Origin of the sequence: Bacillus sp. FSL R5-0593 (assembly GCF_038603755.1) — a bacterium.
Taxonomy (GTDB): domain Bacteria; phylum Bacillota; class Bacilli; order Bacillales; family Bacillaceae; genus Bacillus; species Bacillus velezensis.
On record NZ_CP152011.1, the window covers coordinates 3,804,909 to 3,827,345 of the forward strand.

Below are 22,437 nucleotides of genomic sequence, written 5' to 3' on the forward strand. Positions count from 1 at the left end.
GAGTCAGGTGATGCTATGTACACTATAAACAGAGACGGCGCATCACCTTGTGAACTTTGTCACACACTCTGCTTTTTTCACAAAACATTCACACAGAGCAGCAGGAAGGATTTTCAAACGATATGGGGACGCCCGGCGTCATCAAAAAAAACCGGTTCTGTTTAGGAACCGGGTTCGGCGTTTTCATCCCGTGATGTATGCAGATACCGCAAAAACAACTGATAGGAACAGAAGACATTTTGCTGAAGCATCGCCAAAAAGTTCATTTGCAGCCTCGGATGGTAAGACATCATTTGCTTAAATACGGAATATGGAATATGGAGTACCAGAATATCCGGTGAGGCATTGACTGAGATAAAAGGCGATAAAGAGAGCCCGCCTTTTTCATCAATCGGAAACACATCGCCTTTTTCCCACAGCGCAACGGTTTGCGACCCTTCAGGGAGCCTGCTGTCCGTAAAACGGATATTGCCTTTTAATACAATATAAACGGATTGTGAGTGAAGAAAGGATGGAGATTGGTCAGATGAGCCGCGGATAAACGTCCCGTTTTTCAGCAAGGTTTCGACAATGGACAGAGGCACTTCATTAAACATAGGAAGTTGTTTCAGAAATAATAAATAGTCACACTGATTCATAGGAAAGCCTCCTGTGCTAAGGATAGCTTTAGTGTAGCCCGATTGAGCCCGCGCGGCAGTGATGTATTTCACAGCTTGTATGATAAAAGTCACTTATCAGGAGAGTGTATGTACTTATAATGAAATAAAAAGGAGGGTTTCGATGAAGGCGATGATTCCGAAGCAGCACGGCGCATGGGCGATGCTGCTGATTCCATTTTTACTCGGCATGATCAAGGGAGGCCCGGTTTTCTGGCATATTCCGCTCTTTCTGGGCTGGCTGTTCCTTTACTTGACGGTTTATCCCGTTTCGCTCGCTTTGAAAAAGAAACAGCTTCAGCCCTATCAAAAGTGGATATGGTATTACGGTTTTCCGGCCTGCTGCTTTTTGATCATTTCTGTCTATCATAGGCCGCAGCTCGTCTGGATCGGCGTTTTTTTATTGCCGCTGTTTCTCATACATACACATTATGCCCGCCGAAAAAACGAACGGGCGCTCACGAATGATATTGCGGGTGTTCTGTTCTTTTGTTCAGGCGGGCTTGCGAGCTGCTGGCTGGGAACGGGAACCCTTGACGGCTGGGCTTGGTTTCTATTCTTGCAATCCGCTTTATTTTTTGTCGGGAGTTCTTTTTATGTGAAATCGGTCATACGGGAGAGAAAAAACAGAACCTTTGCATACTGGTCGTGGGGATATCACCTCTTGCTCCCCTTTTTATCGGCTCTTCTCGGGGCAGGCTGGGCGTTTCTCGCTTTTATCCCAAGCAGTCTGCGGGCCTGGTTTTTTCACGGAAGAGACTGGCCGGTGAAAACGATCGGCATTCTGGAAATCATAAATGCCGGCTTCTTTTTCGCCGTCATGTGTATATGTATCACAAGCTGAAAAACAAGGACACCGGCTGCCCTTGTTTTTTTCAGTCAATATTGCAGATCTCAAGCGGACAATTTTCACACTCGATCTCGCATCGTAAATAGTCCCGCTTGTGCAAAATAATTTTTCCGGTTTCGTCTATCGAAATAACCCCTTGTTTGCGGAGGTCTCCCAGCATGCGGTTGACGCTCTCCCTTGCCGCCGCGCAAAACTTGGCCAAATCCTGATTTGTCAGCACAATGTTAATCAGAATCCCGTCGCTTCGTTCCACCCCGTAGCTGTTTGATAAGCGGATAAGGGTGGAATAGAGCGCCCCCTTTTTGCCGTGAAGAAGCAGGTCCCTGATCTTGGACTGGATTTTTCGAAGATGGGTGCTCATCCATTTCATAAATTCAAACGTCAAAACACCGTTTTGGATCAATTCCTTTTCCAGCTTGTTTTTATTAATGACGAGCACCTCGCCATCCTCTAACACTTTCGCACTGAGCATATATCTCGGCTCATCTGTGAATAGCGTCAATTCCCCGACAATATCGTTTTTTTGGCAGATTCTAAGCGTCAGGTCTTTTCCGTCAGACGTCAGCTTGCCGATTTCAATGAGTCCTGATTGAATCAGATAAAGCTCTTTTGCATCCATTCCTTCTTGAAACAAATAAGTGTGTTTTTTCATTTTCCTTTTCGTACTGATCGATTCCAGCAATTCATGCAGTTCGCGGGAAAGAAGTTCTTTATCAGATTTTCGGACAGAGAGAATATTCATGAGCTCACCTCGAAGAAAGTCACGTTGCGTATGTATATTGTAACGTGACTTGATTTGCACTCACCCAGAAAAAACTAACAATCTTGTGAATGGATCATTATGAATTGAGGCTCTGACTGTTTCTCTCCGTATGTGTTTTCATTCTTTCCTGCCAATACATCCAGATCACAAGAACAAAGCTGGCTAACGCGACCTCTGAAAGCGCCATAAACCCGATCGCGTATTGGCCTGTTGCCTGAAATACACTTGCCAGAATCAGCGGAGGGAAAAAACCGCCCAGTCCGCCCATAGCTGAAACAATTCCGTTGGCAATCCCCGCTTGCTTCGAAAAATAGAAAGGCACCAGTTTAAATACCGTCCCGTTTCCAATCCCTGAGCAGACTGCCACCGTCAGCGATCCAAACGCATAAAGGCCGATCGTCGGGGAGAATGACAGCATGACCCCTGACAGCGTAAGCCCTGCAAAAACGAACATCAGAATGCGGAGCGGGCTCAGTTTATCTGCAAGAAACCCTCCCACAGGCCTGAGCAGCGTAGAGACCGCAATAAAGCCGGCCGTCCGCAGACCGGCGTCCGCAGGGCTCAGCCCAAAATGCTCAACCAAAAAATTCGGAAGATAGATGGTAAAGGCGACAAAGGCGCCGAACGTAATAAAATAAAACAGGCTCAACATCCACAGCACATGATTTCGGTAAACGGCTTTCATTTGTGTCTTTATGGAAACTTTGACTTTCTTCTCATGCCGGTCGCCGAACAAAACGTGCAGTAATGCGAAAACAGCCAGCAAAACAAGATACATCTGCACGGTTGCTTTCCATCCCGCGGCTTGAGCGATAACCGGCGCCGCAAAGGTAGTAACGGCGGTCCCGATGTTTCCGGCACCGTAAATCCCATTGACGACTCCGTGCTTTTCTTTCGGATAATATTTCGGGAGGGACGTCACTCCGATGGAGAATACCGCTCCCCCGATCCCTAAGAAAAAGCCGCCCGCGATTAAATCAAATAAAGAATCCGCGATACTGATCCAAAATACAGGAAACAAAAGCAGGATGAAGCTGATCATAAACATCAGCCGCGCGCCATACCTGTTCGTTAAATATCCTAAAGGAATACGGAGAAGCGATCCGAGAATAACGGGAATCGCCGTCACCAATGAAATCTCGCCTTTGCTTAAATGAATATCTGATGTCATTTGAGAAATGAGCGATGAAATCAGCACCCACACCATAAACCCTGCCACTAAGCTTAATGACTGCAACGATAATTGAATATGTTGACGATTGATCATTCGGCTTGCCCCTTTCACTGATTCAATATCAGTCTTATCATACAAAAACTCAGTGTACGGGATTGTGAATTACATCACACGCTTTATATACAAAAAAAGAACAAAGCCCGAAGACTTTGTCCTTTGATCATCATTACATTTTTTCCGGAGCGGATACGCCGATCAGCTGAAGCGCATTGTTCAGCGTAATTTGCGTCGCTTTCATTAAAGCGAGACGCGCGCGGCTCTTCTCTTTATTTTCCGGATCGATGACTTTCTCCGCATTGTAGAAGCTGTGCAGAGCGGAAGCCAGATCATAAATATAGTTTGTGACACGGTGAGGAATGCGTTTTTCCGCCGCTTCTGCCACTGCCTCAGGGAAGCCGCCGATCGTTTTCAGCAGGTCATATTCTTTTTCTGATTGAATATGGCTGAAATCAAGATCTGCCGCCGGTTTAAGTCCCTGCTCCTCCCCTTGGCGAAGCATGCTGCAAATACGTGCATGTGCGTATTGTGCATAATACACAGGGTTTTCGTTAGATGTGGATACGGCAAGATCCAAGTCAAAATCCATGTGCGTATCAGCGCTGCGCATCGCGAAGAAATAACGCACGGCATCCAAGCCGACTTCTTCAATCAAGTCGCGCATCGTTACGGCTTTCCCCGTACGTTTGCTCATCTTCATTTTTTCGCCGTTTTTGTATAAATGAACGAGCTGAATGATCTCAACTTCCAATGTGCCTTTCTTGTAACCGAGCGCTTCAATTGCCGCTTTCATACGCGGAATATACCCGTGGTGATCCGCGCCCCATACATTGATGAGCTTGTCGAATCCGCGGTCAAGTTTGTCTTTATGGTATGCGATATCCGGCAGCAAATAAGTGTATGAGCCGTCTTTTTTGATCAGCACACGGTCTTTATCGTCGCCGAACGTTGTGGAGCGGAACCATGTCGCGCCGTCCTCTTCGTATACATGGCCCTTTTCGCGAAGCGCCTCAAGCGCCTGATCAATTTTTCCGTTTTCGTACAGTGACGTTTCAGAATACCATACGTCAAACGGCACGCGGAAATTTTCCAGATCGGAGCGAAGTTTATCAAGCTCGTACTTTAAGCCGTATTCACGGAAAAACGCCTGACGTTCGCTCTCCTCTTCATGTACGAAACGGTCGCCGAAATCTTCGGCAAGCTTTTTCCCGATGGCGATAATATCCTCGCCGCGGTAGCCGTCTTCCGGCATCGGTTTCTCGAGACCGAGCGCTTCAAAATAACGGACTTCAACGGAAAGCGCCAGGTTGTTAATCTGGTTGCCCGCATCATTAATATAGTATTCGCGGCTCACATCATAGCCCGCTTTAGAAAGAACGCTGCACAGCGCGTCACCTACCGCCGCGCCGCGCGCATGGCCTAAGTGAAGATCTCCCGTCGGGTTGGCTGATACGAATTCGACCTGAATCTTTTCGCCTTGTCCGATGTTTGTCTCTCCGTAATGTTCACCCGCTTCAAGCACGGACGGGATCAGTTTTGTTAAGTAGCTGTTGTTCATGTAAAAGTTGATAAAGCCAGGTCCCGCAATATCCATCTTTTCAATGGAAGCTTTGCCTTTATCAAATGACGCCACGATCTCCTCAGCGATTTGGCGCGGCGCTTTTTTTGCGATTCTCGCCAGCTGCATCGCCATGTTTGTGGAATAATCACCGTGTGTTTTTTCTTTCGGCGTTTCTAACAGTACGCTTGGAATCTGGCTTTCGTCCGCCAGGCCCGCTTTCAGAACGGCCGCTTTGATTTCTTCCTTCAGCACGTCCTTCATTTGTTCCGCAATGTTCATGCGTGAGTTCCTCCCTCATACGTGATCGTCATATTATGTAAATGCTGCTGCCCGTCTCCGACATGCATGTCATATGCGATGCTGATTCGGCCTTTTTCTTCACCGAGATCAGATTGAATCGATTTTGTGCTTGTTTCCAGCTCAAGCTCACCAAATGACATTTTATATTTCGCAATTGTGGAAGCTCCCGTTATGAAACGCTGATTCATTTTAACAGCGCCTGACCTCATGATCAGGACTTCGCCTTCGCTCACCTTCACAATCGTTTTTACTTTGCCTAGGTCGTGTTCTTCATAATAAGATAGATACACTTTTTGTTGTTTTACATAGTAAAATCCGGTAGTACGGAATTCGATGACTTCATCATTTCCGTCATCCTCGATCACAGACTTCACATGGAGTGTTATCGGTGTCTCTTGCTTCATTTTGACACGTCCTTTTCATCATTCCACTTTGACTTGAATAGTATAATCATTCAGCTTGTAAACTTCAACTGCTTCTATCTTACCATCATTGCTCATTAGATTTGAAGATAAACCTCATAAAAAGCAGTTCCTTATGAGAAGAGAAAATCATATCACTATGTCACCCAATCCGTAAAAAACATGACAGCAGCTTATCAGAAACTCCCACAGTCTCATCGAAGCTGCTGCGACTTCCAGCAACATAGATTGTGCAGCAGAAATGCCAACGATGTCAAAGCGCTGCGTGACAGCGATAAAAACGTCCGCCAAACACACGTGATGGCTGCTGTATTATGCCAAGTCATCATATTCGGCTGCGTGTTCGAAATCGTCAAAGCCGTCCCTTTCCGCTTTCACACGCCCCTTGCCGTATCAATGGGACTCGCGGTGTTACTGATTTTGTATTTATTGTATTTTATGCGGACGTACTTGCTGCAGCTTTTCCAGCATGTCAGCCTGTTCAAAAAAGGGCATGCGGGAGCGCTGACAGGAGCCGGGGTTTGGCGGATGCTCAGTTTCACTGTAAGTGAACTGCTGTTTTTAATCATCCTGGCTGCCATCCAGCAGATCGGCTCATTTATTTATAAACGATTTTTTTATCGCAGCTCTGCTTCTCTCAACCTGTGAAATAAGCTACATCGCAATCGCTGACGGACCAGTCCCAACCGGAATCACCGTCATGGCTGTATAATCACTCGTGCGGTACACGGTTACGGTATTGTCGTCGGGCTGTGCTGCATAAATGTACTGATTATCAGGTGTTACGGCGAGGTCAAAGGCGCCGGGCAGAGACACGTTTGCAATGATCCTCTGTCCAGCCGTATTAACTACGTATAAGTTATTAATGAGAAACGGTTCACTATATGGCTCTAGAAAATAAGCCCTAGTGCTATCGCGAGAAAATACAATCGTCCTCAGCGTTTCAAATAAACGGTTGAAGTCGCCTCCCCTGCTTAATGGTGACAAACTGATCTCCGTTACACCTTTCGGCAGCAGCTCACCATTCAACACATACGCAAAATTTCCAGCGTAAGGAGTGGCAATTAAACTGGGAAATTCAAATGTATCTATGATACTTTCTACCAACTGCCCAGTATTTACATCATATTTATCAACCGACCAACTGCTTCCATTAGCGGTATAGACATACTGTCCATTCGGATCAAGAGCAAAGTCTAAAGCGCCGGGTATCGGAATGACATCAATGACCGATTGAGAGGCCATGTTGATCATATATATAGATCCGGCGGCCATCACGTACGCGAACTCATCTGTTGAATCAAATTCAACCTTTCTCGGCCCTCCTCCAACAGTGATGGTATTTATGATGGTTAATGTTTTATTATCTAGCACTGAGACAAGGTTGGTATTCCCATGGAGGACATACGTGAAAGCTTTATCGAAAGTAACGCCTAGATTAGTTGGCACGTCAGAAAAAGGGATTGTTTTTACAACAGTGTTTAAATCTGAATCAATAACCGAAACCGTGCTGTCTCCTGAATTGGCTGTAAACACATACGATTGAGGGTCTGGCGGTGGCGGTAAAACAAGTGTCCCGGTCACCGTAAGCGGACTGCCGTAGAAAGGCGGTACAATGAGAAGATCTTCCACTGTTATCTGACTGAAATCAGGACAGCGGCCAGACTGCGCTGCATAATAAACAACTTGATCAATCTCTTCAGTATGAATCACAGAAACAGACCCGTCCCCTTGTCCATATTGATTTCGTACAGGCGACACACTGACAAGAAGCGTAACGGTCCCTTTTACTCTCACGGCATATCGAATACCGATATCTTCTGGTTCCGGCCCAGTCTGGATTAAGCAAGGCTCACTGATACATAATAAATGAGCAGTACTCCATGTAACCGTCGCAGCTGCTTCGGCAGAATCAATGGTGAACCCCTCGGGAATGTCAATCGGCACTTGAAACGGCGCTTCTCTGCTAATTTCCTCATCACAAAAACAGAAACAATTTTCCTGTAAAGCAGACAGATCATTCTTTTTCATGAATTCACGTCCTTTTAGAAATGTACAGCATGCAGTTGGTTAAATCACAATATCTCCCGGTGAAACCCCAAGAGATATCACAGTTTCCACAGAATAATCATCCGTGTTGTAAACAGTGATGTTCTGCTCTAAAAAATGAGCAGCATACAGAAATTCGCCATTCGGAGTAAACGCAAAGTCTCTTGCCGATTGCGGAACATTTCCTATAACGCCTGCACCATTCGGACTGACAGCATATAAATTGCCAGTGAAGCTGTCATGTAAATACACCTCTGATCCACTCGTAAACATTACATATTGGCCATCAGGCTCCAGCTCTTGGGTAATGCTGACCGTAAACGTATTTAAGTCAATAACCGTCAAATAATTGAATAAGAATTCTTGTTCTAAGACATACGCATACCGCTCCGGCCAATTTGTTTCTATGGATGATACGATAAGCTCTCGTTCAATCGTTCCTGTGACTTCACCGGTGAATAGGTCCACTTTTTGCACTAAACCAAAATCAAGAACATAGGCGAATAACCCATTGGGATCAATTGCAAAATCAAATCCTTCCACAGGAATCGACCTATCCACAGTTAACGTATCAATTCCAATCACATAAATCGCAGTATCGCCGAGAACATAAGCAAACTCATGATTTGGGATACATTTTATCGATCTAGGCGGCTGATCCAGCAGTATGGATGCTGTCACTGTTAAAGTGTCATAATCGATGACAGAAATCACATTATTGTTGAAGTGCAAAACAAACACAGCGCTTTTATCCGGAGTTATTTCAATACCTGTCGGCCGGTACGGTAGAGCAATTTTTGTCACAACGGTGTGAGTGTTTGTATCTATCACAGAAACCGATTGATCGTTTGGATTCGCTGTAAACGCATAAACGGGTTCCGGTTCGGGCACAAGCACAATCGTGCCCGTCACCGATAAAGGACTGCCATAGAATGGCGGAACGACAATAAGGTTCTCGATCGTAATGTCACTGACATCCGGGCAATCATCAGGCTCATCGGAATAATAGACGACTTGGTCAATCTCTGCATTGCGGATGACAGAAACAGACCCGTTCCCTTGTCCATATTGATTTCGCACTGGTGAGACACTGACGAGAAGCGTAACAGTTCCCTGCAGGCGCACTGCGAATTGAACACCGATTTCATCAGGCTCTGGCCCCGTCTCAATGAAACAGCGTTCAATGACACAAGAAAGGCTGTCTGCATTCCACGTCACGTTTGCAACAGCTTCAGCCGGATCAACAACAAATCCCTCAGGCAATTCAATCGGCGCTTGAAACATCGCTTCACGGCTTGCTTCTTCCTCGCAAAAACATAAACATTCTTCTTGTGCGGCTCCTGCTTTTTCTTTAAAGGAAAGCTTGTTATTTCTCATATCTTCACTTCCTTTTCAGACATACACTGCTCACGCAGATACAACAGAATATGGGAAGGTGTATTTGTTTGCTTGTACAAATTGTGGGGATAATAGCGGATTTTTGAAATGATATCCGCAGACATGCGGTTTTAACGAAAGAAAACATTGCGGTATTTTTGCGCTATCCTTCCGAATGAAAATGATAAAATATGTCATATACATAACGTGGAAGGGAGGGATTCGGAATAGTGGCGAGTGTTTTATCGTCTTCAGCGGTTGGAGAAAAAATCAACGAATGGTATATGTACATTCGAAGGTTCAGCATCCCGGACGCCGAGTACTTGCGGAGAGAAATCAAAGAAGAACTTGCAGGTCTGGAAGATGATCAGGATCTTCATCTATACTATTCTCTCATGGAATTCCGCCACAATCTGATGCTCGAATACCTCGAACCGCTTGAATCGCAGCGGATAGAAGAACAGCCGAGACTATCGGATCTGCTCGCGGATATTGATAAAAAGCAGGCCCGGCTGACCGGACGCCTTGATTATTATTTTAATTTTTTCCGGGGGATGTATGAGCTGGAATGCCGTGAATATCTTTCAGCGATTCAGTTTTTTAAGAAAGCTGAAAGCAAACTCACGTACGTTAAAGATCATATAGAAAAAGCTGAATTTTACTTTAAAATGTCAGAGTCCTACTATTATATGAAACAGACTTATTTTTCTATGGATTATGCCCGGCAGGCTTATAAAATTTATCATAAGCAGGAGGCATATAATATAAGGGTGCTTCAGTGCCATTCATTGTTCGCTACCAACTTTCTTGACTTAAAGCAATATGATGAAGCAATTCAGCATTTTAAAAAGGCTTATGCCATGGCAGAGGCAGAACAGCAGCCACAATTAATGGGCCGGACTCTATATAATATCGGACTTTGTTTTAACAGCCAAGAAAATTACAAACCAGCCATTGATTACATAAAACGGGCAATAGCTGTTTTTGAAGATGGGAACATCATCACTTCTCTCCCGCAAGCCTATTTCTTAATCACACAAATACATTATAAAATCGGAAATATGGCCATAGCCAGACAATATCATGACAAAGGGGTATCTTATGCAGAGGAGGCAGAAGATTCCCTATATATCGCCGAGTATGAATTTTTAGAATCTTTATATGTCGGTGAGCCTGATGAAGAAGCAATCATGGAATGTTTTGACTTACTCAGAGATAAATCGATGTATGCTGATCTTGAAGATTTTGCCTTAGATGTGGCAAAATATTATCATGAAAGAGAAAATTTCGAGAAGGCTTCCGCATATTTTTTAAAGGTGGAAGAAACAAGACAGCAGATTCAAGGAGGTGTGAAGTTGTATGAAATTGAAGTATAAATTAGCACTTACTTGCTTAGCGATAGGTACTATTTTTGTTTCAGCCGACATTGCAAGTGCACCGGAACATCAATTTGAAGTTGCTCAGCGCGGAATGATTTAAATGATGATTACTTTTAGGCTTGCAGGTTAAACTGCAAGCCGTTTTTTATATAAACAACTAATTTGCAAAAACAAAAAGTATACCTTGAAATTCAAATGTGTAAAAAGTATTTGACACATATACATATATTATTTAAAATAAATATATATAAATTTGAAAATTTAAAGTAAAAACAAAAATATTTAAGGAGGGTTTTAGTGGATAACAATATAAAAAAACTTAGAACAGCAGCTGATATTTCACAAAATGATCTGGCTAAGCTCTGCAATGTGACCAGGCAAACCATCAATGCAATTGAAAATAATAAATATGACCCGACTTTAAGTCTGGCTTTTTCGATAGCTCACGCATTAAATACGGGAATAGATAAAGTATTCAACTATAACGCCAAAAAAAAGTAAGGGAGCGGTTCTTATGAAGAAAATGGATGAGATGCAAAAACACCAATCGGGTATAGCCGCCAGAATAGCATTTAGTTTTTATACTGTCGCTTTACTGATATGGTCATTAATAGATTATTTTAAAAACGGAAATACAGGATGGCAATTTCCAATACTTTTAATAGGCTGCGCGCTCTATTTATGGATTCAAGTTTATCATAATCGAAAAACAAGGTAACAATTCCAATACACTTCCGGAGGATTATACAGCAATGTACGAATATAAGTTTATAAAAGTAGAAGTAAACCGATGGAAAGGAAAGCCTAAAGAAGACTATAAAGAAATTATTGAAAAGTATTCGCAGCAAGGATGGAAGCTGGTTCAAATATTTGCTCCTCCTATTTCAGGTTATGGGGCAGCCGATTATTTTGATATTATTCTTGAAAAAAAAGTATAAATGTTTCAGTACAAAGAAAGCCGGATCATACATATGGTCCGGCTTTCTTTGTACTAAAATAAGCCAGCAGATACCTTAACGGATTTCACCTCTTAAATATTTTTTCGGAAATCCGCAATTCAAATAGCTTCCAATATATTTTATTATTTAACTTGCTGGGGATATTGAAAAAATTGGAGGAAAAAATGAGTCTACTTTTAAAAACACAAAATAGTAAAGCGATTTTTACATTAGTAGCATCAGGAATCATTGTTCTCGCTCTTTTCAGTATAAAACATAATCATTTAAGCATGGATGTCATCGATATTTTAAACAGAGCTGGAATAATAGCTCCTAGTTGGATTGTCAGTGCTATCACCGCAACGGGTTCAGTCCTGGCTATCATTACTGTTTTAGGATCTCTTGGTGCAGGCTTGCCTTTAGCCGTTTTAGAACAATTGGCTGCAGCAAGTACAGCAGCAGCTTAACATAAAACATTAAATTCAATATCCCTGGCAGTCCCTTAAACGAATGGATGAAAATACTTTGTTTAAAAAGAACGTTTTAGTCAAATTGTACATACTCTGTCTGATCTTATTTTTAATTGCTTTATTTACAGCATATTTTTATACAGATCCCGCTTCAAATGTAAATAATCTAAATCGAAATATCCGTCCGGATTTTTTTCAGATTTTCTTTAATAATATTAAAGTAGCGAGTCTGCTTGTTTTTTTAGGCCCGTTGACGCTGTCACTCGGCACGATTGCAGTTTTAATTATTAATGGATTCATTTTAGGAAATGCCATAGGAAACATCAAAGACAATTTAAACCTTTTACTGCTTGTTATACCCCATGGAATAATTGAAGTCCCGGTATTGCTTCTTGCAGCTTCTGTAGGAATGAAATTAACTTTGGATTTATTACTCCTCAAAATAAATTTAAAATTCACTTTTAAATATATTGGTATTATATTTCTCGGTTTAATGATAGCAGCTATGTTAGAAACATTTCTTACACCTATCTTTATAAAAGGAGTCTCTTAGGATTATGCAAATTGAATTATCTTCATTTAAGGACCGAAACATTAATTTTTTGTCCTCATTTTTGTTTTATATTATCGGGTTAGCTTTTTATTTAAGTTCCCTATTACCTTTTATGAAAAGTTTAATTCCCAAAAACATCCCTATACAAGTTGTTGAGCAAGTAAAACATTTAGATTATATCATTGCGATAGCCGCACTGTTTCTTTTAATGTTCGGGGTGATTTTTGAAGGATTTGTATTATTTCTCATTATAAATTTTCTTGGCGCTCAAATTAAGATTAAAACCTTTTATTCTCTATTTATGTTTTCTAACATCCCGGTCGCAATTAAGTTTTTTCTTATATCATTCAAAAACATTTTCGCAGAACATCCAAACACTAGTTTATTTTTCACAAGTAATCATTTGATTTTTTCTATCTTTGATTTGTTCAATATTGCATACTTATTTCTTTTGTTTATTCTTCTGAAATGGAGAACAAATTTGAACTACCTGACAATCTCAGTTTTTATTTTTACGGCATTCCTGTATAGAATGTTTTTTTAGCATATATAAATAAACCCCCTCAATAGGGGTTTTTCTTTCATTTCGTTCACTGTATACAATTCCTTTTATATGCTTCCGAAACAATACCGACTCTAGTACTCACATTCCACTTTTTACAGAGACCGGCTATGATATATTCGACATTACGCTGCGAGTAGTTTAATGACTTAGCGATCTCTTTATTAGGTTTTTCAGCAATTATCAGTTTAATTACTGAAATTTCAATCTTTTTTAATTCCAATTCATTTTCTACTGCTGTTTTCATTCTAACTTCCTTTCTAAAAATGTATTTACTAAATAATACCCTATTATATAATTTTTATCAATAACATCAATTATTAATGGTAAAATAATATGTTGCTTTTACTAACTTCTAAGTAGTTTATATACAATATAAAAATCCCCCGCGTGTTTCAAGCGGGGGAAATTCTTTTATTTCACAAACCCAAGCAGCATTTCACGAATCATCTTGCTTGCCGTGTTTGCGGTTTGTTCTGAGTGGTCATAGACCGGCGCAACTTCTACGAGGTCAGCGCCTTTTACATTGACTTCTGAGCGCGCGATTTCATGGATGGACGCGAGCAATTCTTTAGACGTGATGCCTCCTGCGTCAACCGTGCCAGTTCCCGGCGCATGAGCGGGATCAAGAACGTCGATATCGATGGTGACATAAACAGGGCGTCCCGCAAGCTGCGGCAGCACTTTTTTCAGCGGCTCAAGCACTTCAAACTTAGAAATGTGCATGCCGTTTTCTTTCGCCCATTCAAATTCTTCCTTCATTCCGGAACGGATGCCGAATGAAAATACGTTTTGCGGCCCGATGAGCTCGGCCGCTTTGCGGATCGGAGTAGAGTGGGAAAGCGGTTCGCCTTCATAATCCGTGCGCAGGTCGGTGTGCGCGTCAAAATGAATGATGGCAAGGTCCGGAAACTTCTTATACATGGCTTTTATGACAGGCCATGATACAAGGTGCTCCCCTCCCATGCCGAGCGGGAACTTTCCTTTTTCTAAAATGCTGTCCACGTATTCTTCAATCATATCAAGGCTTCTTTGCGGATTGCCGAACGGAAGCGGAATGTCTCCGGCGTCAAAGAAATTCAAATCAGCCAAGTCACGGTCGAGATACGGGCTGTATTCTTCAAGACCGATAGACACCTCGCGGATTCTCCCCGGCCCGAATCGTGAACCCGGACGGTAGCTGACCGTCCAATCCATCGGCATGCCGTAAAGGATGGCGTCCGCCTCTTTCCAGTCGGGGCGGCTTGCGATAAATACTTTTCCTGAATATGCTTCATCAAACCTCATGATAAAACCCTCGCTTTCCTGTAAAAAAGCGCAAGATTCGCTCCTGCGCCGTACGTTTTTATTTGATTAAGTCGCTCACAAATTTCGGAAGAACAAATGCCGCTTTGTGAAGCTCTTTCGTGTAATATTTCGTGTCGATGTCAAAGAAACGGCTGTCTTCCACTTCAAGCGGATCGTACTTTTTAGAACCGATCGTAAATGTCCACAGGCCGCTCGGATACGTCGGGATATTAGCCGTATACAGACGGGTGATCGGGAAGATTTCTTTCACGTCACGCTGTACGTTTGTAATCAGCTCCGGTGTAAACCACGGGTTGTCCGTCTGCGCGACGAAGATGCCGTCTTCTTTTAATGCCTTGGAAATTCCGGCATAGAAGCCTTTTGAGAACAGATTGACGGCCGGTCCGACCGGTTCTGTTGAATCAACCATGATGACGTCATACTCATTCTCTGATTTCGCGATGTGCATGAAACCGTCATCGACTCTCACGTCGACGCGCGGATCATCAAGCTTGCCCGCAATGGACGGAAGGAATTTTTTAGAGTATTCAATAACCTTGCCGTCAATGTCGACCAGCGTCGCTTTTTTTACGCTTGGGTGCTTCAGAATCTCTCTGATGACACCGCCGTCTCCGCCGCCGACAACGAGGACGTTTTCCGGATTCGGGTGCGTAAATAACGGGACGTGCGCAACCATTTCATGATAGACAAATTCGTCTTTTTCAGAAGTCATGACCATTCCGTCTAAGAACAGCATGTTGCCGAATTCTTCTGTCTCCACCATTTCCAGATGCTGAAATTCCGTCTGTTCCGTATGTAATGTCTGTTTCACCTTTAATGTAATGCCGAAATTCTTCGTCTGCTTCTCCGTATACCAAAGCTCGCTCAATTGTCATCTCCCTTTCAAGGCTTATTTCATTTATTGTAAGCGTCTGTATCGCTTTTATTCCGGTTAAAATCTCATTTTCACCTAAGGAAAAAGTATAGAGGATGGAGGGGAAAAAGTAAAGAAGTGTCCGGTTTGATATGTTTAAAAAACCCCCTTTTTTCACATAATAATAGAATCATGAAAAAGGGGGTCCCCAAAAGTGGATAAAGTATCTGGAAAACAGCTCAGAATCACATTCAAAATCATCCGTGCCTGCATCTTTCTGACACTGATCGGCGGAATGCTGGCCGGCGTCTGCTTCACATCCGTTCTTCTTGCAGCGAAATGGCAGGGGGCCCCCTCCGTCCGGGTTCCTCAGTCTACGATTCTTTATGCAAATGACAGCTCAAAGCTAGGTGAGACCGATTTCGGGGAAAAGCGCTACTGGGTGCGGTTAAAAGATATCAATCCGATAGCGGTGCAGGCCGCCATTGCGGTGGAGGATCAAAACTTTTACAATCACCACGGTTTTGATTACCGGCGGATGGCCGCCGCCGCGCTGGCTGACATAAAGGCAATGGCCAAGGTTCAGGGCGCAAGCACCATCACCCAGCAATACGCGAGAAATCTCTACCTTGAGCATGATAAGACATGGAAACGAAAATGGAACGAAGCATTTTACACGATCCGCCTTGAACAGAACTATTCTAAAAACGAGATTTTAGAAGGTTATGTAAATACGATATATTACGGCCACGGCGCATATGGAATTGAAGCCGCCTCGCGCCTGTATTTCGGCAAACACGCCAAAGATCTGAACGATGCGGAAGCCGTGCTTTTGGCGGGCATACCGAAAGGCCCGTCCGGCTATTCGCCATATGTCAGCGAAAAGAAGGCCAAACAGCGCCAGGAAACCATTCTCCGACTGATGATCGGCCAAAAAATGATCTCAAAAGAAAAGGCGGAAAGGCTTAAGAAAACGCCGCTTGCCTATCAGCCGCTGAAAAACAGGACCGCAGCGAAAACGGCGCCTTATTTTTACGATGATGCGATGAAAGAACTCGAGAAAAAGCTCGGCATGACGCGCGAACAGCTCGCAACGAGCGGATTGCGTGTTTATACGACGCTTGATAAGCGCATGCAGCGGATTGCGGAAAACACTGTGGCACATACGATCCGTACCGGCTCTGACATTCAGGTCGGCTTTTCCGCGATTGATCCGGCAACAGGGCGCGTGCTTGCGCTTCTCGGCGGACGTGACTACGAAAAAAGCCCGTTTGACCGGGCGACACAGGCGAAACGGCAGCCGGCTTCCACGATCAAGCCGCTTTTGTACTACAAAGCGATTCAAAGCGGCTTTACACCGGTCACGCTGATGAAAAGCGAAGCCACAGAGTTCAAGATTGACGACAACGGAGATACTTATTCTCCAAGCAATTACAACGGCTACTACGCCAATAAACCGATTACGCTGCTTCAGGCGCTTGCATTATCAGACAACATTTATGCGGTGAAGACCCATCTCTTTCTCGGCATGAATAAGCTCGTGTCGGCGGCAAAGGAATTCGGCATCAGCGAACATTTAAAGCCTCTTCCGTCTCTGGCGCTCGGAACTGAACCCGTGCGCCCGATTGAGATGGTTAATGCCTACGCGATGCTCGCAAACGGGGGAAAACAAATCACCCCTTCCTTTATCACAAAAGTGACGGATACCGCCGGCAACGTCTTGTATGAACAGCCGCGCGGACATCAGCAGACGCTTGATAAAAAAGCCGCTTTTGTGACGGCGAGCATGATGACGGGCATGTTTGATCAGGATTTAAACGGCTATACTTCCGTCACGGGACGCACCATTTCGGACCGGCTGACCCGAACCTATGGCGGTAAATCAGGCACGACAAGCGCAGACAGCTGGATGATCGGCTTTAACCCTGCTCTTGCCGCCGGTGTATGGACAGGTTATGACAAAAGCAGCACGATTGATTCAGTAGAAGAAAAAAGCTATGCGAAGACGATTTGGGCGGACTTTATGGAGAAGGCGCTCGAAGGAGAACCGGAAATAGCGCTTAAACCGCCGAAGGGCGTCACGGGCGTCTATATCGATCCCGCTTCCGGCTACACTTCGGGACCCGGCTGCGCCGCAAAGCATTATACGTATTTCATCGCAGGCACTGAGCCCGCGGATGTGTGCTACGGACCGGAACCTTCTAAAAAAGAAAAGGAACACGCCCCCGCCCGCAAAGAAGCTCCGCGCAAAAAGTGGTGGGATAAGTGGCTCGGCAAAAAAGACTGAGCCCGGTGCATTGCGCGCCGGGCTTTAATCCGCGTCTTCCTCAAGCACCCATGGGAGCAAGAGTGAAAAGTCGAGATGGATAATAGGGTCAGGAAAACCCTTCGGTATAAAAAATGTTGTACTCGGCAATGAAAACGAAAAGCGGATATCTCCCGCCCTCTCGATATGAAACTTCGGCCAGCCTTCCCTAAGCCTGCCGACAATCGGATAGCTGCCCGCATAATGATGCAGGCCGTTTTCCTTTCCATGCTCCCCCAAGTCGTGACAGACAGCCGGACGAATCCCAAACTGCGTAAACAATCTTGTTTTCTCGGCGGGAAGGAGATTCACCGCCTCGGAAAAGTTCCGGCAGCTCCCGCAATCGCAAGGATCAGGCCATGATTTTTCGTATTGTTTTCTCGTTTCCTCCGCATCTGCTTCAATGACCCATGGCCCGATTTCAAAGACGGTGAACATGATGAAACCTCCGCGTAAACATGAAAAACCCCGAGTCTTGGTTCGGCTCGGGACTTTCCATGTCCTGATTCTGTATCAACAGTTTACTCAGTACAATTGCAAAATAGTGCAAATATTTATAAAGTTCACAAAAAGTTCACAAATTATTTTTCTTCCGGAAGCAGACCTGTTTTCAATTCATCGGATGAACGTTCCCAGAGCCCTTGGTCATGCTTCTGCAGAAATTCAGCAAGCACCTGCTTTGAGCTGGCGTCCATTTTGTCCACGATAATGCAGCGCTTCATTGATTTATCCATTAAATTCACATGCTCCGGCAATGACTTATAGCCTCTGCGGATACTTCTGTCTACGGTCATTTCACAAGCCGTCACACCCGCGTAATAAGGGCCTTCTTCTTTTCTGTCGATGGTGACCCACACGAGCCAGTACGGTTTTCCGTTCGGCACTTCATCTTTGTTCGGCAGGAATTTGATGCCTTTTTCAACGACACTGCGGGCATGCATGGCGCCGATGTCAACGAAGGCTTCCTTCTCTTCCACATCGACAAATACCGGAGAAATATTGTCAAGGCTCAGCGCCCCGGCGCCAAAACCGCCATGTCCGTCGGTCGGATCACTTTTAATAATATTAAATCCGATTGTTTTCTTCTTTTTTTCTTCCATGAAAATACCCTCCTACAAAAGCGGTTGAAATATAATGGCAAATACCTTGAGAATCCAGTCTCTCCCCTCACTTAACAGCGGCCACACGACATAGGAGCCGACCGGTGTCACAAACAGCACGAGAAACACGATAATCCCGTAGCTCTCAAACTGAGTCATTTTGGCGCGCACCCGCGGCGGCACGAGATCCTCAATAATCCGGTAGCCGTCAAGCGGAGGAAGCGGCAGCAGGTTGAATAAACACAGCGCGAGATTCAGCTGAATCCAAATAGAGAAAAAGCGGTCAAGCCCCATGCTGAATGCAGAAAGCAGCTCCATTCCGTAAGCATGCATCAACACTAGCAAAAAGAAACCGATAAAGGCAAGAAGCAGGTTGCTTACAGGCCCGGCGACGGAAACCAGCACTCCCGCCAGCCGCGGTCTTTTAAAGGCGCGGCGGTTCACCGGCACCGGACGGGCCCAGCCGAAACCCGCGACCAAAATTAGAATCGTTCCGAAAACATCAAGATGTTTAATCGGATTGAGCGTTAATCTGCCCTGTCTCGCCGCGGTATCGTCTCCGAACCGATACGCGACATACGCGTGCGCCAGTTCATGCATCGTAAATGCCACAATCAGCGTAATCACGACATAGGGCATAAGCTCCAGCGGATAATATAAAAATCTGTCCAAATGTAAAAATCCCCTTTTTTAAAAAATGCAAGATTGTCCTTCATTCAGTATACTATAAGTGACCTCTCTTCCAAAGAGAGGAAACGATAAAGGAGGATCAGCACCATGCCGCTCGTAACCGTTAAAATGCTTGAAGGCCGCACAGATGAACAAAAACGGAATCTGGTTGAAAAAGTGACAGAAGCCGTAAAAGAAACGACAGGCGCAGCCGAAGAAAAGATCATTGTCATGATTGAAGAAATGAGAAAGGATCATTACGCCGTCGCCGGCAAACGGATCAGCGATACGGAGTAATCCTTGATAATGGCCGGCGCTGCTATGTCAGGCCGGCTTATTTCATTACTTTTTCAACGAGGCTGAAAAAGGTATTCTTTTCTTCTTCTGTCAATGCTTCGAACAGCTCGTCAATGAGCATCTGCCGGTTTTCAATCATTTGCATGGCCGCCATTTTTCCCGATTCGGAAAGCGTCATCCATACCGTGCGTCGGTCTTCGTTATTTCTCGACCTTTCCACGAAACCCTCTTTTTCTAAATGATTCAGAGCGGTTGTCGTGGCTGAAGGCGATAATGTAACTTCCTGCAATATATCTTTAATCGTGCACGTGCCGTGCCGGTAAATAATCCTGAGAATAAATCCTCTGATATTGTTTATACTCTTCGGAATTGTCGCCTCATCAAGCTTTTTCGTGCTCTTTAAATATTTCGTGAGCGCGTAATCCAGTACATTTGCTTGCAATATATCATGCTCCATGCAGAAACTCCCCATTTCAAGATGCATCCATCATCATTTGATTGTTTTTTATTACATTTTACTGATACCTCGCGGGGAAAGTCAAAATTTCGGCCGGAAAGCCCGCAACTTTTATCCTGCCCTATACAGACTATTATCTCCTGCTTTTTCACCCATCCCTTTTATGCAATGCTGGTTTTATAGACATGATTCAGGTAAAATCATTAAGGGTGACTGCGTTTGACGGAAAGGATAATCTGATCGGATGCGGCAGACAATATGACTGGAAAAGAAACGGAACAGACGGGGAAACAGAACACAGGATTGTCGATTACACAGAAGATGTGACACGGGTAAAAGCCAAAGAGGCCCTCTTGGCTTTTACTTTTGGATGGAGGGATGCGTGTTGCGGAATATCCTACAAAAAAAAGACATCACCCAGCTGCTTGAACAAAGCAGAAACAGGCAGACTGCCAAAACGATGGGTGGATTTGATTTAACATTACTGGGCATCGGCGCCGTCATCGGGACGGGCGTCATGGTTCTTACAGGCATTACGGCCGCGAAAAACGCCGGGCCTTCCGTAATCTTTTCTTTTATCATTGCAGCCGTTGTCTGCAGCCTTGCAGCATTATGTTACGCCGAAATCGCTTCTGTTCTCCCGGTTTACGGAAGCGCCTATATTTACTCTTATACCACCATGGGAGAAATTGTCGGCCATTTAATGGGCTGGACGCTCTTATCCGTTTATATGGTGACGGCGTCGGCGGTGGCAAGCGGCTGGTCAAGTTATTTTAATAATCTGTTAGCCGAAATCGGCATGCCTTTGCCGGACAGTCTGCTGCACGTGCCGAGCCAGGGGGGCATCGTCAACCTTCCTGCCATCATCATTACTCTATTAATTGCCGTCGTTCTGTCACGCGGCTCCAAAGAGAGCAAAACCTTTAATAATATAATGGTTCTCGTGAAAATCGGAATTGTTTTGCTGTTTATCATCACAGGAAGCTTTTTTGTAAAGCCGGGCAATTGGCATCCTTTTATGCCTTTTGGGATCAAAGGCGTCATTACGGGGGCTTCTGCCGTCTTTTTTGCGTTTCTCGGATTTGACGCGATTTCCGCTTCGGCTGAAGAAGTCAAAAAACCGCAGCGCAACCTGCCGATTGGTATTATCGGTTCACTGGTAATCTGTACATTTGTATACGTCATCGTCTGTCTCGTCATGACGGGTATGGTTCCGTATTCACAGCTTAATGTGCCGGAAGCCATGTCTTATGTGTTACAGACTGTAGGACAAAACGCGGTGGCGGGCGTTATCGCTGCCGGTGCGGTGATCGGACTGATGGCCGTCGTTCTCGCCCATACCTATGCGGCGACCCGTATATCTTTTGCGATGGCAAGAGACGGAATGCTGCCGAAAGTCTTTACCATTGTCGGAAAGAAATCGGGAGCTCCGATCTTTAATACGTGGCTGATCGGACTGATCAGCGCCTGCATCGCGGGTTTTGTTGATCTGAAAGAGCTGTCAGATCTCTCAAACATCGGCGCGCTATTGACATTTGCCATGGTCAGTCTGTCCGTGCTGATTCTGCGCCGCACCCATAAGGATCTGCCGCGGGGATTTAAAGTGCCTTTTGTACCCGTACTGCCGATTTTGGCCATTATCTGCTGTTTGTTTTTAATGATCAATCTGCCGCTGAAAACGTGGCTTTATTTTGCCGTCTGGCTGATCATCGGCGTCATCGTTTACTTTTTATATTCGTACAAGCACAGCAAATTGAGACAATAAACAAAACCAGGCCCGCTTTATCGCGGCCTGGTTTTTTCATCAAAAAAGACGAAATCCATCGCCTTTAACAAATGTGTTTCAGCTCTTCTATGTAGTGAAGCGCCTCATCATATTCTTCATCTGTATATTTCTGTTTGCTTTTTATCGTAAACACTTTCTCTTTCTTTTCCTCAGCTTCAAGGCCGTCAAAATACAAAATCGTAGACACCAGCTCCAAAAACCGGGATGAGCGGCTGTTGACGCTGTCGATGTACTTCTTCATATCCGGCATCGTAAGCTCCGCATGATGTAAAAACTCGGCTCCCGTCTCCGTCAGCGAGTACCGGTATTGAAAGTAGCCGCCCTTTTTTTCCTTCACCTCATCCAGAAACCCAAGATTGCACAGCTCTTCAATTCGAAGCGTCAGTTCTTCGGAATACGGGCCGTAAAAATGAAAATCATATTTTTCGTAGAAAGGATACTGCATTTTCTTCGCGATATAAATGATTTTCTGCAGCTTTTTCCGCCCGATGATTTCTCCAGAATCCGAGAACACCTTCATCAGTTTTGCATGTTCTTTCAACAAATTCCCG

The 22,437-nt window shown here is 44.5% G+C and carries 26 protein-coding genes and 1 pseudogene; 12 read left to right on the forward strand and 15 right to left on the reverse strand.

The features are described 5' to 3' along the window. Window positions 1-161: 161 nt before the first annotated feature. Window positions 162-638 (reverse strand): Crp/Fnr family transcriptional regulator, encoded by a 477-nt coding sequence (locus NYE36_RS18945; RefSeq protein ID WP_007407629.1) that lies wholly within the window; start codon window positions 636-638, stop codon window positions 162-164. Between the two features lie 142 nt (window positions 639-780). Here NYE36_RS18945 and NYE36_RS18950 point away from each other — a divergent pair, with 142 nt between their 5' ends. Beyond that, entirely contained in the window at window positions 781-1,500 is a 720-nt protein-coding gene (locus NYE36_RS18950) for a YwiC-like family protein (RefSeq protein WP_060673889.1), read from the forward strand. Between the two features lie 31 nt (window positions 1,501-1,531). On the opposite strand, the gene NYE36_RS18955 is transcribed toward NYE36_RS18950, so the two are convergent. The 4 genes from NYE36_RS18955 to NYE36_RS18970 all read right to left on the reverse strand — a co-directional run bounded on the left by NYE36_RS18955 (window position 1,532) and on the right by NYE36_RS18970 (window position 5,765). After that, window positions 1,532-2,248 (reverse strand): Crp/Fnr family transcriptional regulator, encoded by a 717-nt coding sequence (locus NYE36_RS18955; protein ID WP_007407631.1) that lies wholly within the window; start codon window positions 2,246-2,248, stop codon window positions 1,532-1,534. 97 nt (window positions 2,249-2,345) lie between these two features. Continuing rightward, window positions 2,346-3,536 carry a nitrate transporter NarK gene (gene narK / locus NYE36_RS18960; protein ID WP_007407632.1) on the reverse strand — a complete coding sequence of 397 codons (1,191 nt, stop codon included), beginning with the start codon at window positions 3,534-3,536 and terminating at the stop codon, window positions 2,346-2,348. 133 nt (window positions 3,537-3,669) lie between these two features. Next, window positions 3,670-5,340 carry an arginine--tRNA ligase gene (argS, locus tag NYE36_RS18965; protein ID WP_007407633.1) on the reverse strand — a complete coding sequence of 557 codons (1,671 nt, stop codon included), beginning with the start codon at window positions 5,338-5,340 and terminating at the stop codon, window positions 3,670-3,672. Continuing rightward, complete coding sequence (locus NYE36_RS18970) at window positions 5,337-5,765, reverse strand: DUF1934 domain-containing protein (RefSeq protein ID WP_007407634.1); 429 nt, start codon at window positions 5,763-5,765, stop codon at window positions 5,337-5,339. The genes argS and NYE36_RS18970 overlap by 4 nt, the downstream gene beginning before the upstream one ends. Window positions 5,766-5,918: 153 nt before the next feature. Between NYE36_RS18970 and NYE36_RS18975 the strand changes: the two are divergent. Continuing rightward, window positions 5,919-6,431: pseudogene (locus NYE36_RS18975) on the forward strand (bacteriocin biosynthesis protein AlbG); the annotation flags it as partial. 6 nt (window positions 6,432-6,437) lie between these two features. Here the strand turns inward: NYE36_RS18975 and NYE36_RS18980 are convergent. Both NYE36_RS18980 and NYE36_RS18985 read right to left on the reverse strand, forming a co-directional pair. After that, a complete protein-coding gene (locus NYE36_RS18980; RefSeq protein WP_199022226.1) occupies window positions 6,438-7,814 on the reverse strand; it encodes a YncE family protein in 1,377 nt (458 codons plus the stop codon). Between the two features lie 39 nt (window positions 7,815-7,853). Continuing rightward, the gene (locus NYE36_RS18985; RefSeq protein ID WP_265451086.1) at window positions 7,854-9,209 is read right to left on the reverse strand and encodes a YncE family protein; all 1,356 of its coding nucleotides are present in this window, start codon (window positions 9,207-9,209) and stop codon (window positions 7,854-7,856) included. Between the two features lie 230 nt (window positions 9,210-9,439). Between NYE36_RS18985 and NYE36_RS18990 the strand changes: the two genes are divergently transcribed. The 7 genes from NYE36_RS18990 (at window position 9,440) to NYE36_RS19020 (ending at window position 12,549) form a co-directional block, all read left to right on the forward strand. After that, on the forward strand, window positions 9,440-10,585 hold the full coding sequence (locus NYE36_RS18990) for a tetratricopeptide repeat protein (protein ID WP_265451087.1): 1,146 nt from the start codon (window positions 9,440-9,442) through the stop codon (window positions 10,583-10,585). Next, complete coding sequence (locus NYE36_RS18995) at window positions 10,569-10,688, forward strand: PhrC/PhrF family phosphatase-inhibitory pheromone (RefSeq protein WP_021494790.1); 120 nt, start codon at window positions 10,569-10,571, stop codon at window positions 10,686-10,688. Before NYE36_RS18990 ends, NYE36_RS18995 begins: the two co-directional genes overlap by 17 nt. Window positions 10,689-10,885: 197 nt before the next feature. Beyond that, a complete protein-coding gene (locus NYE36_RS19000) occupies window positions 10,886-11,089 on the forward strand; it encodes a helix-turn-helix transcriptional regulator (protein WP_007407640.1) in 204 nt (67 codons plus the stop codon). Between the two features lie 13 nt (window positions 11,090-11,102). Beyond that, entirely contained in the window at window positions 11,103-11,306 is a 204-nt protein-coding gene (locus NYE36_RS19005) for a hypothetical protein (RefSeq protein ID WP_007407641.1), read from the forward strand. Between the two features lie 34 nt (window positions 11,307-11,340). Then, entirely contained in the window at window positions 11,341-11,526 is a 186-nt protein-coding gene (locus tag NYE36_RS19010) for a DUF4177 domain-containing protein (protein ID WP_007407642.1), read from the forward strand. 185 nt (window positions 11,527-11,711) lie between these two features. Next, window positions 11,712-11,993, forward strand: a complete 282-nt coding sequence (locus NYE36_RS19015; protein WP_007407643.1) for a hypothetical protein — start codon at window positions 11,712-11,714, stop codon at window positions 11,991-11,993. A gap of 43 nt (window positions 11,994-12,036) precedes the next feature. After that, complete coding sequence (locus NYE36_RS19020; RefSeq protein WP_031378560.1) at window positions 12,037-12,549, forward strand: stage II sporulation protein M; 513 nt, start codon at window positions 12,037-12,039, stop codon at window positions 12,547-12,549. Between the two features lie 590 nt (window positions 12,550-13,139). Here the strand turns inward: NYE36_RS19020 and NYE36_RS19025 are convergent. The 3 genes from NYE36_RS19025 to speE all read right to left on the reverse strand — a co-directional run bounded on the left by NYE36_RS19025 (window position 13,140) and on the right by speE (window position 15,287). Next, window positions 13,140-13,358 (reverse strand): LuxR C-terminal-related transcriptional regulator, encoded by a 219-nt coding sequence (locus NYE36_RS19025; RefSeq protein ID WP_003151056.1) that lies wholly within the window; start codon window positions 13,356-13,358, stop codon window positions 13,140-13,142. Window positions 13,359-13,525: 167 nt separating this feature from the next. Next, the gene (speB, locus tag NYE36_RS19030) at window positions 13,526-14,398 is read right to left on the reverse strand and encodes an agmatinase (RefSeq protein ID WP_007614448.1); all 873 of its coding nucleotides are present in this window, start codon (window positions 14,396-14,398) and stop codon (window positions 13,526-13,528) included. Window positions 14,399-14,456: 58 nt separating this feature from the next. Then, window positions 14,457-15,287, reverse strand: coding sequence for a spermidine synthase (gene speE / locus NYE36_RS19035; RefSeq protein WP_003151052.1), 831 nt, complete (start codon window positions 15,285-15,287; stop codon window positions 14,457-14,459). A gap of 199 nt (window positions 15,288-15,486) precedes the next feature. Here speE and NYE36_RS19040 point away from each other — a divergent pair, with 199 nt between their 5' ends. Then, a complete protein-coding gene (locus tag NYE36_RS19040; protein WP_244805615.1) occupies window positions 15,487-17,559 on the forward strand; it encodes a transglycosylase domain-containing protein in 2,073 nt (690 codons plus the stop codon). Window positions 17,560-17,583: 24 nt separating this feature from the next. On the opposite strand, the gene NYE36_RS19045 is transcribed toward NYE36_RS19040, so the two are convergent. The 3 genes from NYE36_RS19045 to NYE36_RS19055 form a co-directional block, all read right to left on the reverse strand. After that, window positions 17,584-18,015 carry a hypothetical protein gene (locus NYE36_RS19045; protein ID WP_015240782.1) on the reverse strand — a complete coding sequence of 144 codons (432 nt, stop codon included), beginning with the start codon at window positions 18,013-18,015 and terminating at the stop codon, window positions 17,584-17,586. 143 nt (window positions 18,016-18,158) lie between these two features. Next, the gene (locus NYE36_RS19050; RefSeq protein ID WP_007407649.1) at window positions 18,159-18,677 is read right to left on the reverse strand and encodes a YwhD family protein; all 519 of its coding nucleotides are present in this window, start codon (window positions 18,675-18,677) and stop codon (window positions 18,159-18,161) included. Window positions 18,678-18,689: 12 nt separating this feature from the next. Then, window positions 18,690-19,349, reverse strand: coding sequence for a site-2 protease family protein (locus tag NYE36_RS19055; RefSeq protein ID WP_003151043.1), 660 nt, complete (start codon window positions 19,347-19,349; stop codon window positions 18,690-18,692). A gap of 105 nt (window positions 19,350-19,454) precedes the next feature. Between NYE36_RS19055 and NYE36_RS19060 the strand changes: the two genes are divergently transcribed. Beyond that, complete coding sequence (locus NYE36_RS19060) at window positions 19,455-19,643, forward strand: 2-hydroxymuconate tautomerase (protein WP_003151042.1); 189 nt, start codon at window positions 19,455-19,457, stop codon at window positions 19,641-19,643. Between the two features lie 37 nt (window positions 19,644-19,680). On the opposite strand, the gene NYE36_RS19065 is transcribed toward NYE36_RS19060, so the two are convergent. After that, entirely contained in the window at window positions 19,681-20,100 is a 420-nt protein-coding gene (locus NYE36_RS19065) for a MarR family transcriptional regulator (protein ID WP_007407650.1), read from the reverse strand. 385 nt (window positions 20,101-20,485) lie between these two features. Here NYE36_RS19065 and NYE36_RS19070 point away from each other — a divergent pair, with 385 nt between their 5' ends. Further along, a complete protein-coding gene (locus tag NYE36_RS19070; protein WP_094032567.1) occupies window positions 20,486-21,865 on the forward strand; it encodes an amino acid permease in 1,380 nt (459 codons plus the stop codon). A 64-nt stretch (window positions 21,866-21,929) separates the two neighbouring features. On the opposite strand, the gene NYE36_RS19075 is transcribed toward NYE36_RS19070, so the two are convergent. Then, window positions 21,930-22,430 (reverse strand): YwgA family protein, encoded by a 501-nt coding sequence (locus tag NYE36_RS19075; RefSeq protein ID WP_007407653.1) that lies wholly within the window; start codon window positions 22,428-22,430, stop codon window positions 21,930-21,932. Between the last annotated feature and the right edge of the window lie 7 nt (window positions 22,431-22,437).